The 23,259-nt window shown below is 63.7% G+C and carries 24 protein-coding genes and 1 tRNA gene; 15 read left to right on the top strand and 10 right to left on the bottom strand.

Annotation, left to right across the window (positions count from 1 at the left end):
* Nucleotides 1-188 precede the first annotated feature (188 nt).
* Complete coding sequence (locus tag EH240_RS21500) at nt 189-740, top strand: DUF6496 domain-containing protein (RefSeq protein ID WP_125002357.1); 552 nt, start codon at nt 189-191, stop codon at nt 738-740.
* 128 nt (nt 741-868) lie between these two features.
* Here the strand turns inward: EH240_RS21500 and EH240_RS21495 are convergent, their stop codons facing one another.
* Nucleotides 869-1,813 (bottom strand): complex I NDUFA9 subunit family protein, encoded by a 945-nt coding sequence (locus tag EH240_RS21495; RefSeq protein ID WP_125002355.1) that lies wholly within the window; start codon nt 1,811-1,813, stop codon nt 869-871.
* A gap of 139 nt (nt 1,814-1,952) precedes the next feature.
* Between EH240_RS21495 and EH240_RS21490 the strand changes: the two genes are divergently transcribed.
* Nucleotides 1,953-2,390 carry a CBS domain-containing protein gene (locus tag EH240_RS21490; protein ID WP_125002353.1) on the top strand — a complete coding sequence of 146 codons (438 nt, stop codon included), beginning with the start codon at nt 1,953-1,955 and terminating at the stop codon, nt 2,388-2,390.
* 256 nt (nt 2,391-2,646) lie between these two features.
* Here EH240_RS21490 and EH240_RS21485 read toward each other — a convergent pair whose 3' ends face one another.
* Nucleotides 2,647-3,336, bottom strand: coding sequence for a phosphoribosyltransferase (locus tag EH240_RS21485; RefSeq protein ID WP_125002351.1), 690 nt, complete (start codon nt 3,334-3,336; stop codon nt 2,647-2,649).
* A 251-nt stretch (nt 3,337-3,587) separates the two neighbouring features.
* Nucleotides 3,588-4,025, bottom strand: a complete 438-nt coding sequence (locus EH240_RS21480; protein WP_125002348.1) for a DUF2267 domain-containing protein — start codon at nt 4,023-4,025, stop codon at nt 3,588-3,590.
* Between the two features lie 234 nt (nt 4,026-4,259).
* Between EH240_RS21480 and EH240_RS21475 the strand changes: the two genes are divergently transcribed.
* The 3 genes from EH240_RS21475 to EH240_RS21465 all read left to right on the top strand — a co-directional run bounded on the left by EH240_RS21475 (nt 4,260) and on the right by EH240_RS21465 (nt 6,022).
* Nucleotides 4,260-4,727 carry a YbhB/YbcL family Raf kinase inhibitor-like protein gene (locus tag EH240_RS21475; RefSeq protein WP_125002346.1) on the top strand — a complete coding sequence of 156 codons (468 nt, stop codon included), beginning with the start codon at nt 4,260-4,262 and terminating at the stop codon, nt 4,725-4,727.
* A 41-nt stretch (nt 4,728-4,768) separates the two neighbouring features.
* The gene (locus tag EH240_RS21470; protein ID WP_125002345.1) at nt 4,769-5,137 is read left to right on the top strand and encodes a hypothetical protein; all 369 of its coding nucleotides are present in this window, start codon (nt 4,769-4,771) and stop codon (nt 5,135-5,137) included.
* 162 nt (nt 5,138-5,299) lie between these two features.
* On the top strand, nt 5,300-6,022 hold the full coding sequence (locus EH240_RS21465; protein ID WP_125002343.1) for a DUF899 family protein: 723 nt from the start codon (nt 5,300-5,302) through the stop codon (nt 6,020-6,022).
* 66 nt (nt 6,023-6,088) lie between these two features.
* On the opposite strand, the gene EH240_RS21460 is transcribed toward EH240_RS21465, so the two are convergent.
* Nucleotides 6,089-6,994, bottom strand: a complete 906-nt coding sequence (locus tag EH240_RS21460; RefSeq protein ID WP_125002341.1) for a LysR substrate-binding domain-containing protein — start codon at nt 6,992-6,994, stop codon at nt 6,089-6,091.
* 109 nt (nt 6,995-7,103) lie between these two features.
* Here EH240_RS21460 and EH240_RS21455 point away from each other — a divergent pair, with 109 nt between their 5' ends.
* From EH240_RS21455 to EH240_RS21440, 4 genes are all read left to right on the top strand, one after another.
* A complete protein-coding gene (locus tag EH240_RS21455; protein WP_206075305.1) occupies nt 7,104-8,498 on the top strand; it encodes an FAD-binding oxidoreductase in 1,395 nt (464 codons plus the stop codon).
* 22 nt (nt 8,499-8,520) lie between these two features.
* Nucleotides 8,521-9,699, top strand: a complete 1,179-nt coding sequence (locus tag EH240_RS21450) for an MFS transporter (RefSeq protein WP_125002387.1) — start codon at nt 8,521-8,523, stop codon at nt 9,697-9,699.
* Nucleotides 9,700-10,004: 305 nt separating this feature from the next.
* Entirely contained in the window at nt 10,005-11,195 is a 1,191-nt protein-coding gene (locus EH240_RS21445; RefSeq protein WP_245436257.1) for a hypothetical protein, read from the top strand.
* A 46-nt stretch (nt 11,196-11,241) separates the two neighbouring features.
* A complete protein-coding gene (locus tag EH240_RS21440) occupies nt 11,242-11,805 on the top strand; it encodes a hypothetical protein (RefSeq protein ID WP_125002337.1) in 564 nt (187 codons plus the stop codon).
* A 3-nt stretch (nt 11,806-11,808) separates the two neighbouring features.
* Here the strand turns inward: EH240_RS21440 and EH240_RS21435 are convergent, their stop codons facing one another.
* From EH240_RS21435 to EH240_RS21425, 3 genes are read right to left on the bottom strand one after another with little or no spacing between them, the layout of a single operon-like run.
* The gene (locus EH240_RS21435) at nt 11,809-12,252 is read right to left on the bottom strand and encodes a GtrA family protein (RefSeq protein ID WP_125002335.1); all 444 of its coding nucleotides are present in this window, start codon (nt 12,250-12,252) and stop codon (nt 11,809-11,811) included.
* Nucleotides 12,230-12,922, bottom strand: coding sequence for a class I SAM-dependent methyltransferase (locus EH240_RS21430; RefSeq protein WP_125002333.1), 693 nt, complete (start codon nt 12,920-12,922; stop codon nt 12,230-12,232). Before EH240_RS21430 ends, EH240_RS21435 begins: the two co-directional genes overlap by 23 nt.
* Entirely contained in the window at nt 12,897-13,958 is a 1,062-nt protein-coding gene (locus tag EH240_RS21425) for a glycosyltransferase family 2 protein (RefSeq protein WP_125002332.1), read from the bottom strand. The genes EH240_RS21430 and EH240_RS21425 overlap by 26 nt, the downstream gene beginning before the upstream one ends.
* Nucleotides 13,959-14,115: 157 nt before the next feature.
* Between EH240_RS21425 and EH240_RS21420 the strand changes: the two genes are divergently transcribed.
* The gene (locus tag EH240_RS21420; protein ID WP_425374819.1) at nt 14,116-14,298 is read left to right on the top strand and encodes an NAD-binding protein; all 183 of its coding nucleotides are present in this window, start codon (nt 14,116-14,118) and stop codon (nt 14,296-14,298) included.
* A 402-nt stretch (nt 14,299-14,700) separates the two neighbouring features.
* On the opposite strand, the gene EH240_RS21415 is transcribed toward EH240_RS21420, so the two are convergent.
* Together EH240_RS21415 and EH240_RS21410 are read right to left on the bottom strand one after the other, a co-directional pair.
* A tRNA-Arg gene (locus EH240_RS21415) sits at nt 14,701-14,777 on the bottom strand.
* Between the two features lie 279 nt (nt 14,778-15,056).
* Complete coding sequence (locus EH240_RS21410) at nt 15,057-16,550, bottom strand: sensor histidine kinase (protein WP_125002330.1); 1,494 nt, start codon at nt 16,548-16,550, stop codon at nt 15,057-15,059.
* A 277-nt stretch (nt 16,551-16,827) separates the two neighbouring features.
* Here EH240_RS21410 and rpmH point away from each other — a divergent pair, with 277 nt between their 5' ends.
* The 5 genes from rpmH (at nt 16,828) to yihA (ending at nt 20,755) form a co-directional block, all read left to right on the top strand.
* Nucleotides 16,828-16,962 (top strand): 50S ribosomal protein L34, encoded by a 135-nt coding sequence (gene rpmH, locus EH240_RS21405; RefSeq protein WP_008833937.1) that lies wholly within the window; start codon nt 16,828-16,830, stop codon nt 16,960-16,962.
* Between the two features lie 16 nt (nt 16,963-16,978).
* Nucleotides 16,979-17,332 carry a ribonuclease P protein component gene (gene rnpA / locus EH240_RS21400; protein ID WP_125002327.1) on the top strand — a complete coding sequence of 118 codons (354 nt, stop codon included), beginning with the start codon at nt 16,979-16,981 and terminating at the stop codon, nt 17,330-17,332.
* A 13-nt stretch (nt 17,333-17,345) separates the two neighbouring features.
* Complete coding sequence (gene yidC / locus EH240_RS21395) at nt 17,346-19,166, top strand: membrane protein insertase YidC (protein ID WP_125002325.1); 1,821 nt, start codon at nt 17,346-17,348, stop codon at nt 19,164-19,166.
* Nucleotides 19,167-19,457: 291 nt separating this feature from the next.
* Nucleotides 19,458-20,096, top strand: a complete 639-nt coding sequence (locus EH240_RS21390; protein ID WP_125002323.1) for a CatB-related O-acetyltransferase — start codon at nt 19,458-19,460, stop codon at nt 20,094-20,096.
* Nucleotides 20,093-20,755: a ribosome biogenesis GTP-binding protein YihA/YsxC gene (gene yihA / locus EH240_RS21385; RefSeq protein ID WP_125002321.1), complete on the top strand. Its 663-nt coding sequence runs from the start codon at nt 20,093-20,095 to the stop codon at nt 20,753-20,755. The genes EH240_RS21390 and yihA overlap by 4 nt, the downstream gene beginning before the upstream one ends.
* A 19-nt stretch (nt 20,756-20,774) precedes the next feature.
* Here yihA and EH240_RS21380 read toward each other — a convergent pair whose 3' ends face one another.
* Entirely contained in the window at nt 20,775-23,201 is a 2,427-nt protein-coding gene (locus EH240_RS21380) for a DNA translocase FtsK (RefSeq protein WP_125002319.1), read from the bottom strand.
* Nucleotides 23,202-23,259: the final 58 nt, after the last annotated feature.

Below are 23,259 nucleotides of genomic sequence, written 5' to 3'. Positions count from 1 at the left end.
ACGCCGCTCAGGCCACGCTGAAACGTTTCGCCGCCTCCTGGGATGAAACCGGGAAGGGATGAAACCTCGTATTCGCGCGGCGGCACCTACGCGCCGACGCTGTCTGGGATCAATTGCAGTGCTGGCGCGTTGGCATCCTTGAAGGATCCGCATTCGCGATCCAGACGCCCAAGAGCGGAGAAAACGCGATGCCAGATAAGAAAACCATTGAGAAGGCGCGAAAGGACAAGCGCGAAGGCAAGTCGCCGAGCACACAGGCCGGCGAGTTCGTGCACGAGGAGATCGACAAGGTCCGACGCGGCGAGCACGGGGCGCGCTCCACCAGGCAGGCGATCGCCATCGGCCTTTCCGAAGCACGTCGGGCCGGAGTCGACCTGCCGCCTCCCAAGAAAGGCAAGGTCAAGGAGAGCACGCGCGAGAGCGCCGAATACGCTTACGAGGTCGGCCAGGGGGAGCGTAAGCCGAAGCGTCGCCCGAAGGTCTCGAAAGCGGTCTCCGAGGTTCTTAAGCATGAGCCGAAGAACACGGCATCGCATGCGGCGCTTTCCCGGCAGACCAAGGGGGCGGCATCACGCCGGACGGCGCAGGAGCGCTCGGCCGCAGCGAAGAAGGCCGCCGAAACGAAAGGGGCATCCAGCCGCTCGGCCGCTGCACGCAAAGCCGCGCAGACCAAGGGCGCTAGCGGAAGAAAGCAGGCGGCGAAGAAGGCTGCCGAGACGCGCTCACATCGGCCCAGCTAGCCGCAGCGGCCCGCCACAACAACCGGAGACCTAGGCTGGTTATTTCACCGATCGAGCGACTTCGAGAAGATGACGATTTTTTATGACCACATCCGGCAAATGCATATGTTCGCTTCGGGAGCGATTGCTCAATGCCCCTCCTCGATCATGCGGACCACTGGGTCGACGCCATATGGTTCGATGCCCAAGTCTTTGAGTCCGGGCAAATTGCCGGAAAGGATGTTGTCGTTCTGCATCAACTCGACCTGATTGCGCGTGAGCGGCGCGCCCGGGAGCCACTCTGCAGCCGTCGCCAGCAACATCCAGATCGAATAGGGGACCGGCATCAGTGTGGTTCGCATTCGAAGAAGGCCGGCGATTTCCCGAACCAGATCCCTGTAGGCGTAGACACGCTGGCCCGCGAATTCGAAGGTATTGGCGTCCGTGTCGGATTGGCGTGAAACAAGCCGAGCGACGGCTTCGGCGACGTCCCCGACATAGACGGGTTGCAGCCGCACATCGCCGCTGCCGAACAGGGGATAGACCGGAAGGAGGCGCAACAGCCGGATGACGGCCGCGAGAAACGAATCGCCAGGGCCGATCATGACCGCCGGCCGAACGATAGCCGCCTGCGGAAATGCGGTCTTCACGGCTTCCTCACCGCGGCCCCGAGCACTGATGTAAGCGGAAGAGGACCTGGCGTCCGAGCCGATTCCGGAAATCTGGATGAATTTCTCGACACCCGCTTCCCGTGAAGCGGCAGCCAGGTCCGCCGCGGCCTCCACATGCACGCGCTCGAAACTCTGCCCCGCGCGCTCGACATAGAGGCTGACAGCGTTCACGACCGCACGAGAGCCAGCAACGGCAGCGGCGATCGAGGATCGATTCAGTATGTCTGCCTCGATCCGTTGAGGCATTTTCACATGGGACGACGGGTGCGGCTGATTTCTGTTCGGATGGCGTGAAACCGCGCGAACATCGACCTTCTTGTCCAGCAGCCCGCTCACGATTCGTTGTCCAAGGAAGCCCGTTCCGCCGAACACCGTCACGACGTTTTCAGTTGAAGAGCCGTTCCGCTCAGCGTCGCTTGCCATCACGTTTCCAGGTATTCGCAATGCATGCAAAGATTCCCGGCCGGCGATCCCGGATTCGGTGGAACGATACGGCCGAGGATTTCGTTCCATCAGTCCACAACTGTTCGGCGGCGGGCTTGCAAAGCGACGGGAGATGGCCATGAAAGTCGGTAACTGCATGACAAAGAATGTCCAGGTCGCGAATCCCGAGCAATCAATTCGCGACGTAGCGCACATGATGGGCAGGCTCGATGCCGGAGTGATGCCCGTTGGCGACAATGACCGGCTGGTCGGCATGATCACCGATCGGGATATCGTCATCCGCGGCGTGGCCTTGGGCAAGGGACCTGACACCAAGGTGCGCGATCTGATGAGCCCGGAGGTTAGATATTGTTTTGAAGACGAAGAGATCGAGCACGTCCTTGAGAACATGGGCGACCTTCAGGTGCGCCGGCTTCCGGTCCTGAACCGTGCGAAGAGACTCGTCGGCATCATCTCTCTTGGCGACCTCGCGACGAATAGCGAAGCGACAGAGGCCGGGGAGGCGTTGAGCGGCATCTCGAAACCGGGCGGTGAGCACTCGCAAACAGCTCACTGACTGGAGCCGCGACAAGCTGGCGCCGGATTGCTTCACGAAGCGTCGGCCAACGCTGGCGCCCGCTAGGCGTTCGGTCTCCCTCAGCCAGTTTGTTTAGGCGACGGTTCGCCAGCCGGCGTTGGCGCCACGCCACCTGGTCTCGCGTCATCTCATGAATGGCGTTCCGAAATCGAATGTTCGATCCTGGCAACGCTTTTGATGGCGACGTTTTTGATGGTGACCGGCGACGACGCGACCCCACCCTATGTGCCGGCCCCTACATTATGTGCCGAATTGATCGCTCCCTCCCGAACCGCTCCGCCTCCTGCAACAGCTTGATCACCTCATCATCCGTGGTCTGTTCGAAATCCTCGTACTGGACCCCGACCGCAAGGAACGGGTCGGGCGAGGCGAGGCAGAATACCTCGTCCGCTTCCTCACCGATAAGATCCAGCGTTTCGCGGGGAGCGACCGGGACTGCCAGGACGATTCGGCCGGCCCGATCTTTACGCAGGGCCTTGAGCGCCACCCTGACGGTGCCCCCGGTCGCTATGCCGTCGTCGACCACAATGACGGTCCGGCCGGCAACCGAATGCGGGGGCTTGCCGCCCTGATAGAGTCTTCTGAGACGTTCGATCTGGGCGAGTTGCCGCTCCTTTTCAGCCTCGATGTAATGCTGTGGAGGACGGACGAGGGCGATCGCCTCATCGTTGAGCACAAGTTGCGGATTCTTCCCGTCAACGACGGCGCCGATGCCATACTCGGCATGGCCAGGCGCCCCGATCTTCCGCACGAGCAGCACGTCGAGCGGTGCATGGAGCGCCTTGGCCACCTCGAAGGCCACGGGAACGCCGCCCCGGGGCAGCGCAAGCACAAGCGGCTCGGAATCTGCAAATCCGCCCAACGCTTCGGCCAATTTGCGCCCCGCATCCGTCCGATCTCTGAATATTGATCTGCCATGAAACATCGCACTCACCTTTCCGGGCGCGCCAGATGCGTCAGAAAGCAAACGCATGGCATGCCGCGCCACGCATGTTTTGCAGCCGGCGGATCGAGATGGTCGGCGCCGCCTCGATCAGGCCGCGCAGGGGATCGGCGTCCAGGCCGCGGACTCTGCCCGGCGTTCCATTGTCAGACCACCGTTGTGCCCGCCATTCGACGCATGCGGCGACTTCCTCGTTGCGCCACATCCAAGTGAGGAAACGGGTCGAGGCGGCGTTACGCGCCGACGCTGTCTGGCCACAGCGCCTGAATGTCCCTCGGCAAAGCGTCGCGTACCTTTGCCGACTGGCCAAGATCGACATGATGGGCAAGCGTCTTGAACACAGCCCTTGACGCTTTGCCGGCGTCCACCGGCCGTCCGGATTTCAGGGCTTCCGCGATGGGATGGACAAATTCCTCGACCGAGCGAGCCCGGCTCGGCGGAACGGACGGCTGATACTGGTCGTAATATGCACCACGTATCAGGAGCGGCAGCTCGGCACCCAGATTGGCTCCCAGCTCCGCGGGCAGCTTGTCGCGCAATGCGCGCAGGACCACGCCAAGCACGTGCCATGCAAGGTGCCGGTCCGGGCCGAGATCGTCCATGATCTCGTTCAGCCAGATATTGGTGGTCTGCACTGTCTTGTCGAAAACATCGAGGCCGGTTGCACTCATCTTCGCCTCCAAAGAAGAATAAACAGCCCACACGCCCGTTGCAGGTAGAACACCTGACCGCGAGGATTGTTTCGCCCGACGCTGAATTCGTTAACGCCGGCGCGCGAGCCGCAACGGCACCAATTGGATGTCGCGTCCTTCGGAAGAGTTAGCGCCAATCTGGCCGGAACAGGAGCGGCCGGCCGTTGTTATTCAGGAATACGGACAAGCAGACCGACATGGAGACCAGAGATTATGGCTTTTGCCCTGAAGAGTCCCGCCTTCGCCAATGGTGAAAGTATCCCGCCGCGATATTCCCGTGATGGCGAAAATCTCTCGCCGCCGCTGGAGTGGAAAGACGCACCGCCGGGAGCCAAGAGCTTCGCCTTGGTCGTTGAGGATCCCGACGCACCGTCGGGAACATTCCGCCATTGGGCGATCTACGACATCGACCCGCAGCGCAACATTCTGCCGGAGGGCACCACAGCAGGCTCCAAGACCGAAAGCCTCGGTCACGGCGTCAACGATTTCGGCAATCCCCACTACGACGGTCCCCAGCCGCCACGTGGACATGGCCTTCATCATTACCATTTCCGGCTTCTGGCGCTCGATGTGGAGACGCTGCATCTCGACGAGAAAGCGCCGGTCGAGGACGTGGTGGAGAGAGCCAAGCCACACATACTGGGGCAGGCCGAGCTCGTTGGCACGTTCGAGCGGACCTGACTGCGGACGTGGAGCTTCCCGGCGCTGATAAAAGGGCGACTATGACCTACGCCGAGAAATATCTTTATCACCAGACTCAGCCGCTAAAGCTTGCCACGGACCGGGCCGCCGGGCTGGGGTCCCTCTATGCGCTCTGGCAGCACCAGTTGCTGCTCGGACTGCTGGTCATGCTGGTCCCGCCCCCGATCGCCTCGTTTCTGATCATCCGCTTTGTCAATCTCGAGCGGCAGAAGCAGTCCGCCTTCGGCCGCTATCTAGCGCGGTACATGACGCGCGCCACAGAGGCCGTGCGCTTGCTCGGGATGATCGTCATGGCGATCGGTGCCTGGCTGCATTCGCCCGCCGCGATGGCAGCGGGACTGCTGGTAATTCTGTTCGCTTGGATGCGCGGCTTGGTATTTCTGGGCTGATTGACGCGACGCTCGCCGAAGTTACAACGACCAATCGTAGACCGCATGGCCGGCGCGTCGCTTGGGCGAGTTCGACCCGGACGTCCTCGCAGAGTGGTTCATCCCAGGCGGAACCCTAGGGCGGGTGGCCCGTTAAACACGGTTTAACTGGGAGACAAGGTCATGGCCAACGGTTCCGCCCTGCAGTGCGCCGAAGCGCTAGTTCGAAAGAACGGTGCCAGTCAACCGAATGAGAGTGCCGAATACCGCAAGGCCCGCGAGGCGCTGATGGTCGAGGAAATCGACCTTCGCCGGCATATCGCGCGCGTCGCCGCGCTGCGCCGCACCTTGCCGCCCGGCGGCGAGGTGAAGGGCGACTATCAGTTCATGGGCGAAGCGAGCAGCGTGGCCGGCGCCAATCCCGTCGGCATCGCTGAACTTTTCGGGGATAGGGACACGCTGTTTGTCTATAATTGGATGTACGGTCCCAAGCGAGCGCGACCCTGCCCCATGTGCACGGCGCTCCTGAGCTGCCTGGATGGCAACGCCGACCACATCCGCCAGCGCATCGCCATGGCCGTCGTCGGCCTTTCGCCCATCGAGCGACAGATCGCCTTCAAGGTCGAGCGCGGTTGGAAGAACCTGCCGCTCTACGCCGACGTGAACGGGAAGTTCAGCAAGGATTACCATGCCATCATGAAGGACGGGACCGACACCGCCGCTCAGAACGTCTTTGTCCGCCGCGATGGAACCGTCCGGCACTTTTGGGGCGCCGAATTGGGTTTCGAGACGGCCGATCCGGGCCAGGACCCGACCACGCCGCCAGACCTGATGGTCCTGTGGAATGTCCTGGACCTGACGCCGGACGGTCGCGGGACAGATTGGTACCCGAAGATTACCTACTGACGGGCACGGGCTCAGCGCGATTTGAAGGCTCCGCGCTCGAGGCGCTTCATCCCACGTTCGACAGTCTCAAATGACGGTTCTCATCCACGCCAGGAAGGACTCTATCACCGCGGATCGCGGGCTGTGGTGCATCCATACGACATAAAAGCCGTAGCCCGGCAGGGACAATGGATGCGCTTTGACGAGCGAGCCGTTTTCCAGCTCGCGGCCGACCACAACGTCGCTGCAGATCGCAATGCCTTGCCCGGCGACAACCGCATCGATCGCATGCAGCTCCTCGCGGAAGCTCAGATCCCAGGCTTTGTCCGGGATCAGGTCGGGATCGATTGAACGGGCCGTCGCCAGCCATCGGCGCCAGGTGGGAGCATCCGGATCCCGGTTCATCCAGTCGAAATGGATCAACGGATAGCGCAGGAGATCGGCGGCGCGCTCAATCGAGCGCCCATCGCTTGCCAGCAATCGCGGACTGCAAATGGGAAAGAAGGAATCGCGGCACAGCTCTTGCCCCGCAAAGCCCACAGGCGGGCGCCGTGTGTAGCGGATCGCCACGTCCGCGGCGCCGGCGCGCAGATCGAGCAGCGCGTCCGTCCCGATGATCTCCAACGGCACGGCCGGGTTGGCCTCTCGCCATTTCGGCAACCGGGGCACCAGCCATCGGCTGGCGAAAGCGTTCGGACTTGTCACCCGCAATGGCGCTTGAACATCCGGCTCCGCGACCGCGGCAAGGGAGCCGGCGAGAAGATCAAAACCGTTGCGCAGGATAGGAAACAGCCGCGCTCCCGCGCTCGTCAGCACGAGCGGGCGCGGCCGGCGCTGGAACAGCTTGAGACCGCATATGTCTTCCAGCAAGCGGACCTGGTGGCTGATCGCCGTCGGCGTCACGCCGAGTTCAGCCGCCGCGGCCTTGAAGCTGCCGTGCCGAGCGGCGGCCTCGAAGGCGTGCAAAGCGCGCAGCGGCGGGCGGTTTGTCATGTCGGCAGCGTAGATGAATTCTACTCATCCGGCAGCCAAGAATTTCGCTTTTGCAAAAGGTTGCGCCCCTGTGAGACCATCGTCCTGCCGGAAACCGAGGGCGACAGCGATGGAGCTTCCACGACAGACCGATGCACCAATGGGCCGATCCCATCCTTCGAGCACGGCGATGGAACAGCTACGGCGGCTCTTACGGGGCGAGCTGGTGTTGCCGACAGACGCTGCCTACCAACAGGCGCGCAGGGTCTGGAACGGAACGATCGACAAACGCCCTGCCGCAATTGTCTTTTGCGCCAATGCCGATGACGTTGTCCATGCCGTGACCTATGCCAGGTCGCAAGGCTCACTCGTGGCGGTTCGCAGCGGCGGCCACAACGTCGCCGGCCTGTCCGTCTGCGACGACGGGATGGTGATCGATCTATCGCGCATGAAGAAGATCGTCGTCGATACCGAGCGCCGCATCGCCAGGGCCGAAGCCGGTCTGAACCTCGGCGAGTTCGACGCCGCCACACAGGCGCACGGTCTTGCGACGACCATGGGCGTCAACAGCGACACCGGTATTGCCGGCCTGACGCTCGGTGGAGGCTTCGGCAAGCTCGGGCGCAAGCACGGCCTGAGCTGCGATAATCTGATCGCGGCCGAGATTGTCACGGCCGACGGTCGGCTGTTGCGAACAAGCGCCGGCGAGCACCCCGATCTGTTCTGGGCCTTGCGCGGCGGCGGCGGTAATTTCGGCATAGTGACGGCGTTCGAATACCGGCTGCACCCGCTCGGCCCGGCGCTTCTGGTCGGCTCGGTGCTTCACGCCTACGAGCAGGCGCGCGAGGCAATGCGATTTTACGACAAATTCTCCCGCGACGCCCCGGACGAGGTGAGCGTCGATGCCGCGCTCGTCACGCTGCCTTCGGGCGGCCGTGCGTTCAGCATCTCGGCTTGCTATGTCGGGTCACCCGAGGCGGGCGAACCCGTTATCGCGCCGCTGATGAAATTCGGATCCCCCATCGAAAGCCGCCTTCAAGCCGTTCCTTATCTCCAGATTCAATCGGCGGGCGACAGCCTCTTTCCGCGCGGGCGACGCTATTACTGGAAGGCGCAATTCCTGCGTGAAATCAGCGATGGTGCGATCGACGCGCTGCTCGACAGTTACGCGAGGGCTCCCAACCACTCGTCCCTGCTGGTTTTCCAGCAAGTCGGCGGAGCGATCGCTCGCTTGCCCGCGTCACATTCGCCCTACGCCAATCGCGATGCGGCCCTTGACTGCTTCCCGATCGCTATTTGGGACAATCCGGCCGACGACGAGGCAAATATCCGCTGGGCGCGCGACTTGTGGAATGCGGTCAGACCATTCTCCACCGGCGGTGTCTATGCCAACAATCTTGGTGATGAGGGTGACGAGCGCGTGCGTGATGCGTACGGCGGAAATTATGCGCGCCTCGCCGCTATCAAGAAGCAATACGACCCGACCAATTTCTTCCGATTGAACCAAAACATCAGGCCTGGATAATTCGGAATCCGTGGGGGGGAACGTGCGCAGTCGCTGGACGATCCTTGCCGTGCTGTTTGTCGCCCGCACGGCGATGGCAGCGCAGTTCCAGAGCATCGGGGCCGTAGCGCCGGAATTGGGCAAGGATCTGAACGCGAACCTCGCCGATATCGGCGTGCTCATTGGCCTCTATTTCGCGCCGGGCGTTGCGCTCGCGCTTCCCGGCGGCGCGATCGGCAAGCGCTTCGGCGACAAGGCGACCGTGCTCGCCGGCCTAGCCCTGATGCTGGCCGGGGAAATCCTGCTGTGCACCTCGTCTTCATGGAACGTGCAGGTCACCGGCAGGCTGATCTCCGGTATGGGCGGCGTCGTGCTGAACGTGTTGATGACCAAGATGGTCGTCGACTGGTTCGCCGGCCGGCAGATCGCCACGGCGATGGCGATCTTCATCAACTCATGGCCGTTGGGCATTGCCCTGACGCTTATTGTGCTGCCGCTGATCCAGGCGGAATTCGGCATAGCGGGTACCCGGATCGCGGTGATGACACTCATCGCCGCGGCACTGGTACTGGTGGGCCTTTTCTACCAGCGGCCCGGTCAGCCCGCCGCTCCGGTTTCGGTGGAAACCTCGCGGCTTGGGAAGCAGGCCGTCTGGGCCGTGCTGCTGGCAGGCTCGATATGGGCTTTCTACAATGTCGGCTTCGCCATGATCTTCAGTTTCGCGCCGTCGATGCTGGTCGAACGCGGCTGGTCAACCGCCGCGGCCGGCTCTGCGGTCAGCATTGTGCTGTGGCTCGCCGCGCTGTCTGTTCCAATCGGGGGCTACCTCGCGGATCGCAGCGCCAGCCGTAACGCCATGCTGGCGGCAGGCTGTCTTGCCTTCGCGGCATTGGTTCCCGTGCTGTGGCGCGGTTCTGAGGCGCTGCCCTCCTTGGTTGCGCTCGGCTTGGTCTGCGGCCTGCCGGCCGGAGCGATCATGAGCTTGCCAACACGCGCGCTGACGCCGTCGACCCGGGCGCTTGGAATGGGCCTCTTCTACACGGTGTACTACGCCATGATGCTCGTCGCCCCCTGGCTCGGTGGCAAGTTTGCGCTTTGGGCAGGCAGCGCCGGCGCGGCCCTCGGCCTTGGCTCGGCCGCTCTTCTGGCGTGTCCGATCCTGCTATGGGAGTTCGAACGCCGGCTGGTCGCACAGGCGCGGATGGAGCCGCAGGTGAATTGAACCTCGGCGACGCTCGGCAAACTGGTAACATGCCGTCGCGACGCTCGGCAGAAGGCATATTCGCAAGCCCGGAGATATCCTTCTTCCGAAGGCGCGATGCACTTAGAGAATAGCCTGTGACTTGGCGAAAAAACGTCCTAGGGTTGGCGCATCCACACCGATAACCGATCTCGGCAACCTGCAGCTCGGTGCAGTGCTGAAGCTCCGCGCAGCGGAACTAAAAATCCCACCGCCGCTTTACGTATGCAGTGTCGGAAGGCTAGGCCAGTTCGCTAGGAGTCCGCGCCGATGCGGAGCCGTTGGCGATGCCATCCGGACGGGTGGAGGCGGATTTGGCAGTCGAAGATTTGGCGCGTGCAAAGAGCGGCATTCGCCTCACGGTGATCGCGGTGGCGACAGTGCCGCTGCTGTTCCTGTTGAGCGGTCTTGTCATCCGCTATGCCGCATTTGCGTCGGTGTCGCCGGATCCGAGCCTCGCGGTGTACGCCCGCGCTTTCTGCAAATGGGATTGCACCTGGTATGTGGACATATCCGAGCAGGGCTATGAGCGCTTTCCCATTCCGGGCCACAGCAATGTCGGACGCTGGGGATTCTTTCCGCTCTATCCGATGCTGGTGGCGGCGGTCCGCACCATTCTTCCTTTCTCCACCATCGCGATCGCGTCGGTGGCATCATTGGCGTTCGGCTATCTCTCGTGCCTGGTGGCATGGCCGCTCATGGACAAGAACATGCGAGCCTATGTGCTCTATTGCGCCTTCCTGCTGAGCGGCCCGTTCTCGTTCTATTTTGCCACCTTCCTCACCGAGCCACTCTTCGTGCTTGTGACGTCGTGCCTTTTCCTGGCGCTCAAGCGCTCCAGCTATGTCGCCGCCGGGCTGTCATGTGCGCTCCTCTCGGCAACGAGGGTCGTTGGCGTGCTGGCCGTGTTCGCGATCATCATTCGCATGTTCGAGGAGCATCGCGCGAAGGGCGGATCGGTCATCGGCTTTCCACGCTGGCTGCTCGGCCGGCCGGATCTCATCATTGCCATACTCATCTCGCCCGCCGGCCTGTTCGCCTACATCCTCTACCTTTACGTCACTGTCGGGGACGGCTTCGCGTTCGTCCACGTCCAGCGCGCGTTCGGGCGCGTGACGGGCAACCCATTGCTGTTCCTCTGGGAGGGCCTGTCCTATCACCCCAGGCCTGGCTGGCAGCCCACTGCGCCGCAATGGAGCGCGTTGACGGCAATCGTGGCACTGGCGCTGTCGGCCGTGCTGGCGGTTCGCAGGCAATTTGGCGCGGCCCTCTTCTGCGCGATGGCCCTCATCTTGCCTTTAACCTCGAACCTGGCTTCAATGGTCCGCTATGTTGTCGGCCTTGCGCCCCTGACGATGCTGACGGCCGTGCTGCTGTCGGCCTCGAAGCCGACGTTCGTGGTGGTGCTGATTGTCTTCGTCGCTACTTGCTACTTCATGACCGTGGCGTGGCTTGGAGGCTATCTTGCGCTGGTCTGAGCTGACGAAATCGACCCGGCCCGCAGTCCTGCTTTGCGGATACGCGATGGCGGGCGCTCTAGCGGCGGCCGAGATCGCTATCCTCGGGCTTGCCCTCAACCCTAATGTCAACGAGGACTATCGCGCCTATTACGTAGACAAGACGACGACCTGCCTCAACCGCGACGCCGTGGGACGCTACACGCCAGGCCGGACCGTGTCGTTCCGCTCCGACGATGCCAGGGAAACAGCCGGTATGAGGGTCTGCGGCTGGTCGGGTCCGGTGGCTGACGGCACCCATTCGCTGGGCGAGAGCTCGCGCCTGCGCCTTGCCCTGCCGCCGCTCCGCGATGGGCTTCGGGCGACGCTGGAAATGGCCGCCGTCATTCGCCCGCCGCAGACCTGGCAGAGGATCGTCATCTCGGCGAATGGCACCGACGTGTATCGGGCGATGCTGTCGGGCGACCTGGCGACGACGGTGTCTTTCGTCATTCCGCACGCCGTGCTGGCCGGCAAGGCGACGCTGGACATGCGGTTCGACTATCCCGACGCCATCCCGCAAAGCGCCGATGCGAGCAACATCTACAACCGCGCCATCAAACTGAGGTCTTTCCGGCTGGATGCGCTTTGATCCTCAGGCCGGCCCGTCATCCCGCCGGCGCCGCTCGGCAAAGACCCAGCGATCGAGCATAAGAAGGTTGAGCGCTGGGATGGCCAAGGAGGTGACGAGAATGGGAACGGCGAGCGGCAGGCCAAGCGTCACCGTTAGCAGGGACGGCGCCGCGTAAGCCACGGCGAGGCCGGCGATCGTCAGCAGCAGGAAACGCGGCCCCTGCGACCTGTGCGAGCCGGCCGACATGAACGTGAAGGATCTGTGCGCCAGATAGGAAAACAGGGCGGCGGCCGCGTAAGCCGCGAGCGAGGCCTCCACTGGCGCGAGGCCGAGCCAGTCCGATCCGGCAAAGACTGCGGTCAGGACGGCATAGAGGATCGTGGCAACAAGGCCGACCGAAGCGAAGCGCGCCAGGAGCTTCGCGCCGGCGACAGCACGATTCTCAGGCACGGGCAACGCAGGCATATTGCGCTCCGAGCGGCAGCCCGGCGAGCGCGCGTTCCAGTTTCCGGGCAAGCGGCCTGGCCGACGGCAGGAGCAGAAAATGCTCGCAGCGGACGTCGCGGAAGCCCGCCTGCCCAAGCAGCGATACCGCCTTGCGCGCGCTAAGCAAGACGGCGTCCTTGTCGAACGGGCATCTCAACACCGCCATGCGCGTCAGTGGGTTATAAGGATTATGCTCGATGATGCAGCCAAGTCCGCCTCGCCGAACGACGCGCCGCATCTCGCGGAAGAAATCCAGCCACGACGCAGGCGGCACGTGGTGGATGACGCAGCTGGCGAACGCCAGGTCGAACATGCCATCCGCGTAAGGCAGGTGCGAGGTGGTGCACGTGCTGTAGGCGACACGCGGGTTCTCCCTGCTGGCGCGCGAGAGCGACTCCTCCGACACGTCGCAGCCGTCGAGGCGATCGAAGACATCCGCGAGATAGGGATGAAGCGAGCCCACGCCGCAGCCGACATCGAGCGCGCGCACGCCTGGACTGCCCCGCCGGAGGTCCTGCTCGACGATCAGGCGTCGCAGAAGCTCGGCCTTGGCACGCAGGAAGAAATCATGCCGAAGCCCGGAGAACCGGATCGAGCCCTCGACCGCCTCGCCGTAGCTGGACCTATAGCTGTCGAAGAGCTCGGACATCAGCCGTAACCCCATTCCCGGACTTGCGAAACGATGCGCGCTTGCCGCGGGAGGCGACGCGCATCGGCCGGTCGAAGCCGCTCAGCCTTTCGACGACATAGAGCGGGCGCCGTTTCACCTCCGCATGGATGCTGCCGACATAAAGCCCGATCACGCCGGTCATGAAGAGATTGATGCCGATGAGCAGCGACACGATCACCACCGTCGATGTCCAACCGGCAATCACACCGGCATCGAGGATCCAGGCAACGATGGCGTAGCCGCCGAATGCCAGGGCGAACGCGGAAATCGCCAATCCAGTCAACAGCGCCAGTTGCAGAGGCCGCTCCGAAAAGCTGATGATGCCGTGGATTGCAAGCCGCATCATCTTCCAGAATGGGTATTTGGTTTCGCCAAGCGTCCGCGCGGGGCGCTCAAACGGCACCGCCGCCTGCCTGAAACCCATCCAGCCGAACATGCCCCTGACGAAGCGGTCGTGCTCGGGCATGCGCCTGAACGTGTCCAGCGCCTTGCGGCCGACGAGGCGGAAGTCGCCAACATCGCGCGGGATGTCGACAGGTGTCATCCTCTCCAGCAGGCGGTAGAAGAGGCTGGCGGTGAAGCGCTTGAACCAGGTTTCGCCCTCGCGCCTGACGCGCTTTGCGTAGACTATCTCGAATCCGTCCTTCCACTTTGCCACCAGGTCGAGAACGACCTCGGGCGGATCCTGCAGGTCGGCGTCCATGACGATCACGGCTTCGCCGGAGGCCGCTTCCATGCCGGCGGTGATGGCGATCTGGTGGCCGAAGTTGCGGGAAAGCTCGATCAGGCGGAAGCTTGGTTCGGCGGCGACCATGCGGCGCAAGTAGCTCACGCTTCGATCGCGGCTGCCGTCGTCGACGAAGATGACCTCGGTCTCTCCGTCCAGTTTTGCGATCAGTGCGCTGATCCGCTCGACCAGCCGGGACAACACCTCTTCCTCATTGTATATCGGCAGCACCAACGAGTAGCGTGGGGACGGTGCCCGTGTCCGGATGCGCTGGACAGATTCTTGCATTAGATTGCAATGGAATAGCAGCCAGAAGGTTCCATAAGCGAGCGCTAATTATGGAAGAAGTGCCGGCGCTCGATTTGTCGGACCGGGCCAGTCAAACCGCATTGACGCGCTGTCGCCAATCCTTGCCTCGATCGGCTGCGTCAACCATGTCGGCCCGGTGGGCGCCGGCAGCCTTGCCAAGCTCGCCAACCAGCTGATTGTCAGCAGCAATATTTGCGCCGTCGCGGAGGCGCTGCTCCTTGCCGAAAGAGGTGGCGCGAACCCGGTGCGGGTGAGCGAGGCGCTACTGTCACAGCCGATGCCGCGAAGATGTCCGATGGTCCTCATGACGTGGCCTTGATCAGCAACGCTTCGAAGACAGCCACTTGGTTGCAGCTATTCGATCGGCATCGCGTCGCCACACTGAATGACTCGCTTCAGTGGTGCAAAACAGCCCGCGATACACTGGACGCATCGGCCGCTTTCTCGCGAAAACGGACAGGCTTCAGTTGGCCCCCGAAGCTCAGCACGTATCCACGACACCAACGGCAGCTTTGCGCCTGATTTTGGCCTGTCGAACGCCTCCCAACTGCTGCGCTCCGGGCGTCCATTCAGGTAGCGGCGCAAGGCAGAGCGCGCACCCACGCTGCGATTTTTGCCGCCGGGCGCCGCCGACCTTCCAAAACCGGCTGAATTCCGGAAACTAAGCCGGCACCGCCTCGCCTGCGAGCGCAAAAAACTGAGAGATTTCAAGTGGTTGGAATGGCGCGCCCGAAGAGATTCGAACTCCTGACCCCCAGATTCGTAGTCTGGTGCTCTATCCAGCTGAGCTACGGGCGCGCATTAGGCCATGTGCGACATGGCCCCGCGATCCGGTCGAGACTGCCGGCCGCGATGTGGAGTGTTCCCTAACGACTGAATTTCGGAAAAGCAAGCCGGCCCGGCAAAAGTTTTGTCGCAAGCACCTCGCCAGTGCTGAGGTGTGTCGAGATTCAGGTCAGGCCGAGTCGACAATGGTGGTTTCCGAGAACCGGAGCGGAGCGTACTTGAAGTACGTGAGCACCGGAAGCGCAGGAAACCGCCGTTTGCAGACCGGCCTCACCTGAATCTCGGCACACCTTAGGCAGGTCGGCGCAAACTTCCGCGCGCTTGGTCCAGCCGCACCGGCTGGTCGGGGATGGTGACGGCGAAGACCGTGCGGCCGCCGATCGATTCGACCAGTTCCACCGTGCCGCCATGGGCGCGGATCAGCTCATAGGCGATCGCCAGGCCAAGGCCGGTGCCGCCGCTGCGCGCCGAGCCGCGGAAGGCCGCGAACAGGTTCTCGCGCGCCTTGGGCGGCAGGCCGGGGCCGGTATCCGTCACGACGATGCGGCTGACGCTGCCCAGGCGCTCGGCGGAGACGGCGAGCCGGCGCACCACGGCGCTCTCCTTGTCCGCCGCCATCGCCTGTACGGCATTGCGGCAGAGATTGGTGAGCACGCGGAAAAGCTGGTCGGAATCGGCGTCGACCTCGAAGGCGTGCTCGACGGCATTGATGAACTCGATGCCTTCCTCGATGTCGAGCAGGCCGTGCACGTCGTCGACCAGCTGGCGCAGCCGCAGGCGGCGGCGCGACGGCGCCGGCTCCTGCGCGCGGCCGTAGGCGAGCACGCCCTCGGAATAGGCGACGGCACGGTCAAGCGCGCGCAAGAGCTTGGGCGCGAAGGACTGGACGGTCGGATCCTTCACCTGGCGCAGGCGGTCCGACATCAGCTGCGCGGAAGCGAGGATGTTGCGCATGTCGTGGTTGATCTTCGACACGGCGAGCCCGAGGTCGGCGAGGTGCTTCTGCTCGGTGAGCATCTTCTGCAGCCGCTCCTGCATCTGCGACAGCTCGCGCTCGGCCACGCCGATCTCATCGGCACGGTCGCCGGGGCGGATGATGCGGCCGGGATCGTCCGGCGCCTCGGAGAAGGACAGGATCGAGCGCGTCATGGTGCGGATCGGCCCGATCATGATCAGGTCGATCGCCGCATAGACGAGCATGGCGGTGAACAGCGAGATCAGCAGCGAGACGACGGCGACGTTGCGCGAGTAGCGCAGCATCGCATTGCGCAGGCTGCGATCCGGCATGATCAGCTCGAATTCCTTGTCGCTGTCGCCGACCGGGCCGAAGACGCGCAGCATGCGGTTGCCGCCGAAGAACAGCGTCTCCAGCGCACCGGTCATGCCGTTGACCAGGCCGACATTGGCGATGTCGATATGCTCGTCGACCTGCGGCGGCATGTCGGCCACGACAAGCAGGCGCGAGACGCCGCCGTCGCGCACCGCGATCGCCTTGGCGCCGATCGCCATCAGCACGTCGTTCTGGGCGGTGTGCGACAGCGAGTTGGCCTCGCCCTGCAACAAGACGATCGAGACGGCTGCGGCGGTGCCCAGCCGCTCCTTCAGCCAGCTCACCCGGTAGCTGGCGATCCAGGGCAGGAAGATCAGGATTTCGGCGAGCAGCACGAAGACGATGGTGAGGAGCAGAAGCTTGGTCGACAGGCCGCGCGACAGCGGCACCCGGCGCGGCGAGTCCACCACCTCCGGGCGTGCCTTTTCATCCGTGGACAGGACTTCACTCGTCATGACGCGGTCTTCACGAAGGCTTGATAGGGCAAGATTATGCGATTTGCGGCTTTTTTGCCAATTTCGCCCTTGCCCCGTGAAATATTCGCCCTTGCCCCGTGAAATAAATGCCCTGGAGCGGGCTGGATTGACTTCCAAAATCCTTCTTTCTATAAGCCCGCTCACGCTCGGGCCATCCGTCCCGGCGCGGTTTCGATCGCGCCTAAACCGGCCCGGCATAGCTCCTGTTACAAAGTGACAGAATCAAGAAGGGCCGCACGCCGCGGTATTAAAACAAATGAAGCGTACCTACCAACCGTCCAAACTCGTCCGCAAGCGCCGGCACGGTTTTCGTGCCCGCATGGCTACCAAGGGTGGCCGCGGCGTCGTCGCAGCCCGCCGCAACCGCGGCCGCAAGCGGCTCAGCGCCTGAACGAAAGACGAGAGCGTTGCCCGCAACCGGCAAGCCAAAGGGACAAACTCCCGGGCGGCTTCTGAAACGCGCGGATTTCCTGGCTGCGCGCGGCGGCGAGAAGCGCCGCGGACGGCTTTTTCTCGTCGAGGTTCTCGACCGCGGCGACGATGGTGCGCCGCGCGTCGGCTACACCGTCACCAAGAAGGTCGGCAACGCCGTGGTGCGCAACCGCGTCCGGCGGCGGCTCAGGGAAGCCGTGCGAACGCATGCCGCCGATGACATGGCGCCCGGCAATGATTATGTCATCGTCGGGCGCGAAGACGTGCTTGCCATTCCGTTCGGCCAGTTGAAGGCCGAGCTCTCCCGCCGGCTGCGCGGAACACGATAGGCCAAGGCTTTCGATGGAAAACAACCGCAATTTCTTCATCACCATCGCGCTGTCGGTGCTGATCCTCACGCTGTGGCAGGTGTTCTACATGAACCCGAAGATGGAGCAGCAGCGCGAGCAGGCCCGCATCGAGCAGCAGCGCGCCGAAGCGCAGAAGAAGGAAGCGGGCGGCAGCGCCAATTCCGGCGCGGCCGGGACACCGGCTCCGGCGCCAGGCACCATTCCCAACGCACCGGGCAGCGAGGCCGTCACCGCGGCCGGCCGGGATCAGGCGGTTGCGGCGTCGAAGCGCATCAAGATCGACACGCCGAGCCTCGAGGGTTCGATCAACCTCACCGGCGCGCGCCTCGACGACCTGAGGCTGAAACACTATCGCGAGACGGTCGACAAGACCTCACCCGAGATCGAGCTGCTCAACCCCTCGTCGCTGCCCAATGGCTATTTCGCCGAGATCGGCTTCGTCGGCAACGACAAGACCGGAGCGGTGCCGGGCTCCGAAACGGTGTGGACCGTCGACGGCAACCCGACGCTGACGCCGACGACACCGGTGACGCTCACCTATACCAACGACAAGGGCCTGACCTTCAAGCGCGCCATCTCGGTCGACAACGACTATATGTTCACGGTTTCCGACACCGTGCAGAATTCGGGCAGCGCTCCCGTCTCGCTGTTCAACTACGGCCGCGTCACCCGCTACGACAAGCCGGCCGTCGCTAGCACCTATGTGCTGCATGAAGGCCTGATCGGATATACCGGCGCCGAAGGCCTGCAGGAGCACAAATACGCGTCGATCGAGAAGGACAAGCAGTTCCAGCCCGGCAAGTCGACCGACGGCTGGCTCGGCATCACCGACAAATACTGGGCGGTGACGCTGGTGCCGACCGAAAAACAGCCGTTCCAGCCGCGCTACGCCTATTTCGAGGACGGCCGCCACCGCTACCAGTCCGACTTCATGACCGATGCGATCAATGTCGATGCCGGCCGGTCGGCGACCGTCGAGACCGAGCTGTTCGCCGGCGCCAAGGAAGTCACCAAGATCAACGCCTATGAGGAAGACCGCCACATCAAGCGCTTCGACCTCCTGATCGACTGGGGCTGGTTCCACTTCATCACCAAGCCGATGTTCTGGCTGATCGACACGCTGTACAAATTCTTCGGCAATTTCGGCCTGGCGATCCTCGCTACCACCGTCATCGTCAAGGCCATCTTCTTCCCGCTCGCCAACAAGTCCTACGCGTCGATGGCGAACATGAAGAAGGTGCAGCCGAAGATGCTGGAGATCCGCGAGAAATACGCGGACGACAAGATGAAGCAGCAGCAGGCGATGATGGAGCTCTACAAGACGGAGAAGATCAATCCGCTGGCCGGCTGCTGGCCGGTGGCGCTGCAGATCCCGGTCTTCTTCTCGCTCTACAAGGTGCTCTACATCACCATCGAGATGCGGCATGCACCGTTCTTCGGCTGGGTCCACGACCTGGCGGCCCCCGATCCGACCTCGCTGTTCAACCTGTTCGGCCTGCTGCCATTCGCTCCGCCGGCATTCCTGCCGCATATGGGCGCCTGGGCGGTGGTGATGGGCATCACCATGTTCCTGCAGATGCGCATGAACCCAGCGCCGCCGGACCCGACGCAGGCCGCGGTGTTCACCTGGATGCCGGTGATCTTCACCTTCATGATGGGCAGCTTCCCGGCGGGCCTGGTCATCTACTGGGCCTGGAACAACACGCTGTCGATGCTGCAGCAGGGCGTGATCATGAAGCGCCAGGGCGCCAAGATCGAATTGTGGGACAATCTGGCGGCGCTGTTCCGCAAGAAACCATCGCCGGCGGAATAGCCGGCATCACATCACGAGAACGAAAACCCCGGCTGGTCCGGGGTTTTTTGTTGCCGCCGGAAACTGTTTTTTGTCGCCGCCGGAAACTCGGGCCCGGCATTCCTCGTAGCTTTTCCGGTCCTCCCCAATAACGCCGCGACGGCTTCCGGCGCAGCGACGCCGGTGTTTGGGAGGTCGTCCGGCAGACCGGGGTCCCGCGCTGCTTCGCGGGACCCCGGTTGCGCGGGTAGACCCAGCCGGCGCATGTCCATATAAGCTCCGCTGTCGCTGCAAGGCGGACGGAGCCAGCCCATGACCGGACCCAATCCCCACATCAAGCATCCCATTGCGATGCATCCGCGCGTCGGCTTCCTGAAGCCGCTGGTCACCGCGCCGAACATCGAGATCGGCGACTTCACCTATTATGACGACCCCGACGGTCCCGACAAATTCGCCGAGAAATGCGTGCTGCATCACTATCCCTTCATCGGTGACAAGCTCATCATCGGCAAGTTCTGCGCCATCGCCGAGGGCGCGCGCTTCATCATGAACGGCGCCAACCATGCGATGTCCGGCTTCTCGACCTATCCGTTCAACATCTTCGGCCATGGCTGGGAGGAAGGTTTCGACCCTGAGACCTGGTCGACGGAGGTCCGCGGCGACACGATCGTCGGCAATGACGTCTGGATCGGCATGGATGCCGTGATCATGCCGGGCATCAATATCGGCCATGGCGCCATCGTCGCGGCGAAATCGGTTGTCACGCACGACGTGCCGCCCTATGCGATCGTCGCGGGCAACGCGGCCAAGGTGGTGAAGATGCGCTTCGACGAGTTCACGGTGCGGCGGCTTTTGAAAGCGGCCTGGTGGGATTGGCCGGTCGACAAGATCAGCCGCAACCTCGATGCCATACGGGGCGCCGACATTTCCAGGCTGGAGGCCTCAGCTTGAACACGACAACCGACAAGCAGGAGATCGGGCCGGAGCTGTTCACCCGCGGCTGGATCTTCATCCGCGGCGTGCCTTCGATGAAATTCCTGCCGCCGGAAGGACCGCCGGAGATCGCCTTCGCCGGCCGCTCCAATGTCGGCAAGTCGTCGCTGATCAACGCGCTGGTCGGCCAGAAGGGGCTGGCGCGCACTTCCAACACGCCGGGGCGGACGCAGGAGCTCAACTATTTCGTGCCGGACGGGTTCTCCGGCGAAGGCGCCGACCTGCCGCCGATGGCGCTGGTCGACATGCCGGGCTACGGCTATGCCAGCGCGCCGAAGGACAAGGTCGATGAGTGGACGAAACTCATCTACGAATATCTGCAAGGCCGCGTCACTCTGAAGCGTGTCTATGTGCTGATCGATGCCCGCCACGGCATCAAGGCCAAGGACGAGGAGGTGCTGTCGCTGCTCGACAAGGCTGCGGTCTCCTACCAGGTCGTGCTTACCAAGACCGACAAGATCAAGGCGGCCGGCGTGCCGAAACTGGTCGAGGAGACGCTCGCCAAGATCAAGAAGCGGCCAGCGGCGTTTCCGGCGGTTCTGGCGACATCATCAGAAAAGACCGAGGGGCTCGACGATTTGCGCGCGGCGATCGCTCTGGCGGCGAACGGCGGCTGAAACGCCCGCCCGATCCGCATCAATCCGCCTCGTCGCGCTTTGGCGCCTGGTCGCGCCGGCCGGTTAGGATCTCACGCTTGCCGACATGGTTCGGGGCGCCTACCAGGCCTTCCTTCTCCATGCGCTCGACCAGCGAGGCGGCGCGGTTGTAGCCGATGCCGAGGCGGCGCTGGATGTAGGAGGTCGAGCATTTCTTGTCGCGCTTGACCACTTTGACGGCTTCCTCGTAGAGGGCGTCGCCATCCTCGGAGTCGATCGAGCCCTTGTCAAAGACCGGACCCGCGTCAGCTGGTTCTTCCTCCGCTTCCTCGTCGGCGGTGACCGTATCGAGATATTCCGGACGCCCTTGCGCCTTCAGATGCGCCACGACGTGCTCGACCTCCAGATCGGAGACGAAGGGGCCATGTACGCGCACGATGCGCCCCCCGCCGGCCATATGCAGCATGTCGCCCTGGCCGAGCAACTGCTCGGCGCCCTGCTCGCCCAAAATGGTGCGGCTGTCGATCTTGGACGTCACCTGGAAGGAGATGCGAGTGGGGAAATTGGCCTTGATGGTGCCGGTGATGACGTCGACCGACGGGCGCTGCGTGGCCATGATCAGGTGGATGCCGGCGGCACGCGCCATCTGCGCCAGCCGCTGGATGGCGCCTTCGATCTCCTTGCCGGCCACCATCATCAGGTCGGCCATCTCGTCGACGATGATGACGATGTAGGGCATCGGCGCGAGGTCGATCTCCCGTTCCTCGAACAGCGGCTCGCCGGTGCCCTTCTCGAAGCCGACCTGCGCCTGCATCACCACGACCTCGCCGTTGTCGCGGGCAGCGGCGGCGCGCTGGTTGTAGCCGTCGATATTGCGCACGCCGAGGCGCGCCATCTTGCGGTAGCGCTCCTCCATCTCGCGCACCGCCCATTTCAGCGCGGTGACCGCTTTCTTGGAATCGGTGACGACGGGCGTGAGCAAATGCGGGATGCCGTCATAGACGGACAGCTCCAGCATTTTGGGGTCGACCATGATGAGGCGGCACTCCTGCGGCTTCATCCGGTAGAGCAGCGACAGGATCATGGTGTTGATGGCGACCGACTTGCCCGAGCCGGTGGTGCCCGCGACCAGCAAATGGGGCATCTTGGCCAATTCGGCGATGACCGGCTCGCCGCCGATCGTCTTGCCGAGGCCGAGCGCCAGCTTGCAGGAGGTGTTGCGGAAGCCGGCCGATTCGATCAGCTCGCGGAAATAGACGGTCTCGCGTGTCTCGTTGGGCAACTCGATGCCGATGACGTTGCGGCCCGGTACGACGGCGACGCGCGCCGAGATGGCCGACATGGAGCGGGCGATATCGTCGGCCAATCCGATGACGCGGCTGGATTTCACGCCCGGCGCCGGCTCGAACTCGTAGAGCGTGACGACCGGACCCGGCCGGACGTGGATGATCTCGCCCTTGACGCCGAAATCCTCCAGCACGCTTTCGAGCAGGTCGGCGTTCTGTTCCATCCGCTCCTGCGACATGTAGAAGCCCTGGCCTTCCGGCGGCATCTGCAGCAGGTCCTCGGAAGGCAGCTCGTAGCCGGCCGGGGCGGCCCGCGGCACGGCCTTGCCGGCGACAGGCAGGGACGGCGCGGGCCTGGCGGTCCGGGCGCTCCTTACATTGGCGCCCGGCGCGGCGACGGCCGCCTCGGGCGCGCGCGGTTCGATCGCCACCGGAGCGGGCCGGGCGGTGGGTCTGCCGGCCGGCGCTGTCACCGTAGCAGGACTTGCGGCCGGCCCATTCGAGCGCCATTCGATGACGCGGTAGAGCGAGGTTGCCTCGCCCATGGCGATGGGGCGTGAGTGGCTCGGCTGCGCCGCCGCCGGCGCGGGAGCGGCGGGAAGCCGCGACGGATCGTTCAGGCGTGCCCGCGCCAGGCGCTCGGCGAGCAAGGGCATGCTGAACTCGAAAAACGCATGATCGGAAAGATAGGACCAGCGCAACTTCGGCGGCTGCGGCTTTTGCGCCGGAGTGGCGACTGCCCGCGGCGGCGTGGCGACGGCCTGCGGCGGCATGACAGGGGCGGCGGCGTGGGCCGCGGCGGGAACCGCCCGGACCGGATTGACCACCGCAGGCGCCGCTGAAGCCGGGCGGATGGCAACGCCGGTGGAGACCGGCGGCTTGGCCGGCGCTTCGTCGTCCGGCTGCTGTGTGGGCCGTTTATCGGAATCCGGCGTCCGGGTGAAACGCACGTTGGGCGCGAGGAAGAAATATTGCTGCCAGGCCGGACGGCTGAACTCGCCAGTCGAATCGAACGAGGCAGCGGCGTTCGATTCGGCTTCGACCGAGGCTCGCAGCGGGACGACCTGCCCGGTTTGCCCCTGAGGCGCCGCGGCCGCGCCATGGTCCCGCGCGTCCGAATGGCTGTAATCGTCGTCGCCGTAGGCGGAAGCGCCGGAGGGATTGGCACGGGAAAAACGCATGGATGTCACACTCGAGACTCATCGAACAAACGTGTCCCGAGACATAGGAACCGATGGT

Origin of the sequence: Mesorhizobium tamadayense (assembly GCF_003863365.1) — a bacterium.
GTDB lineage: Bacteria > Pseudomonadota > Alphaproteobacteria > Rhizobiales > Rhizobiaceae > Mesorhizobium > Mesorhizobium tamadayense.
The sequence above is the reverse complement of the archived record's forward strand: the minus strand, read 5'-3'. Positions and strand labels throughout refer to the sequence as shown.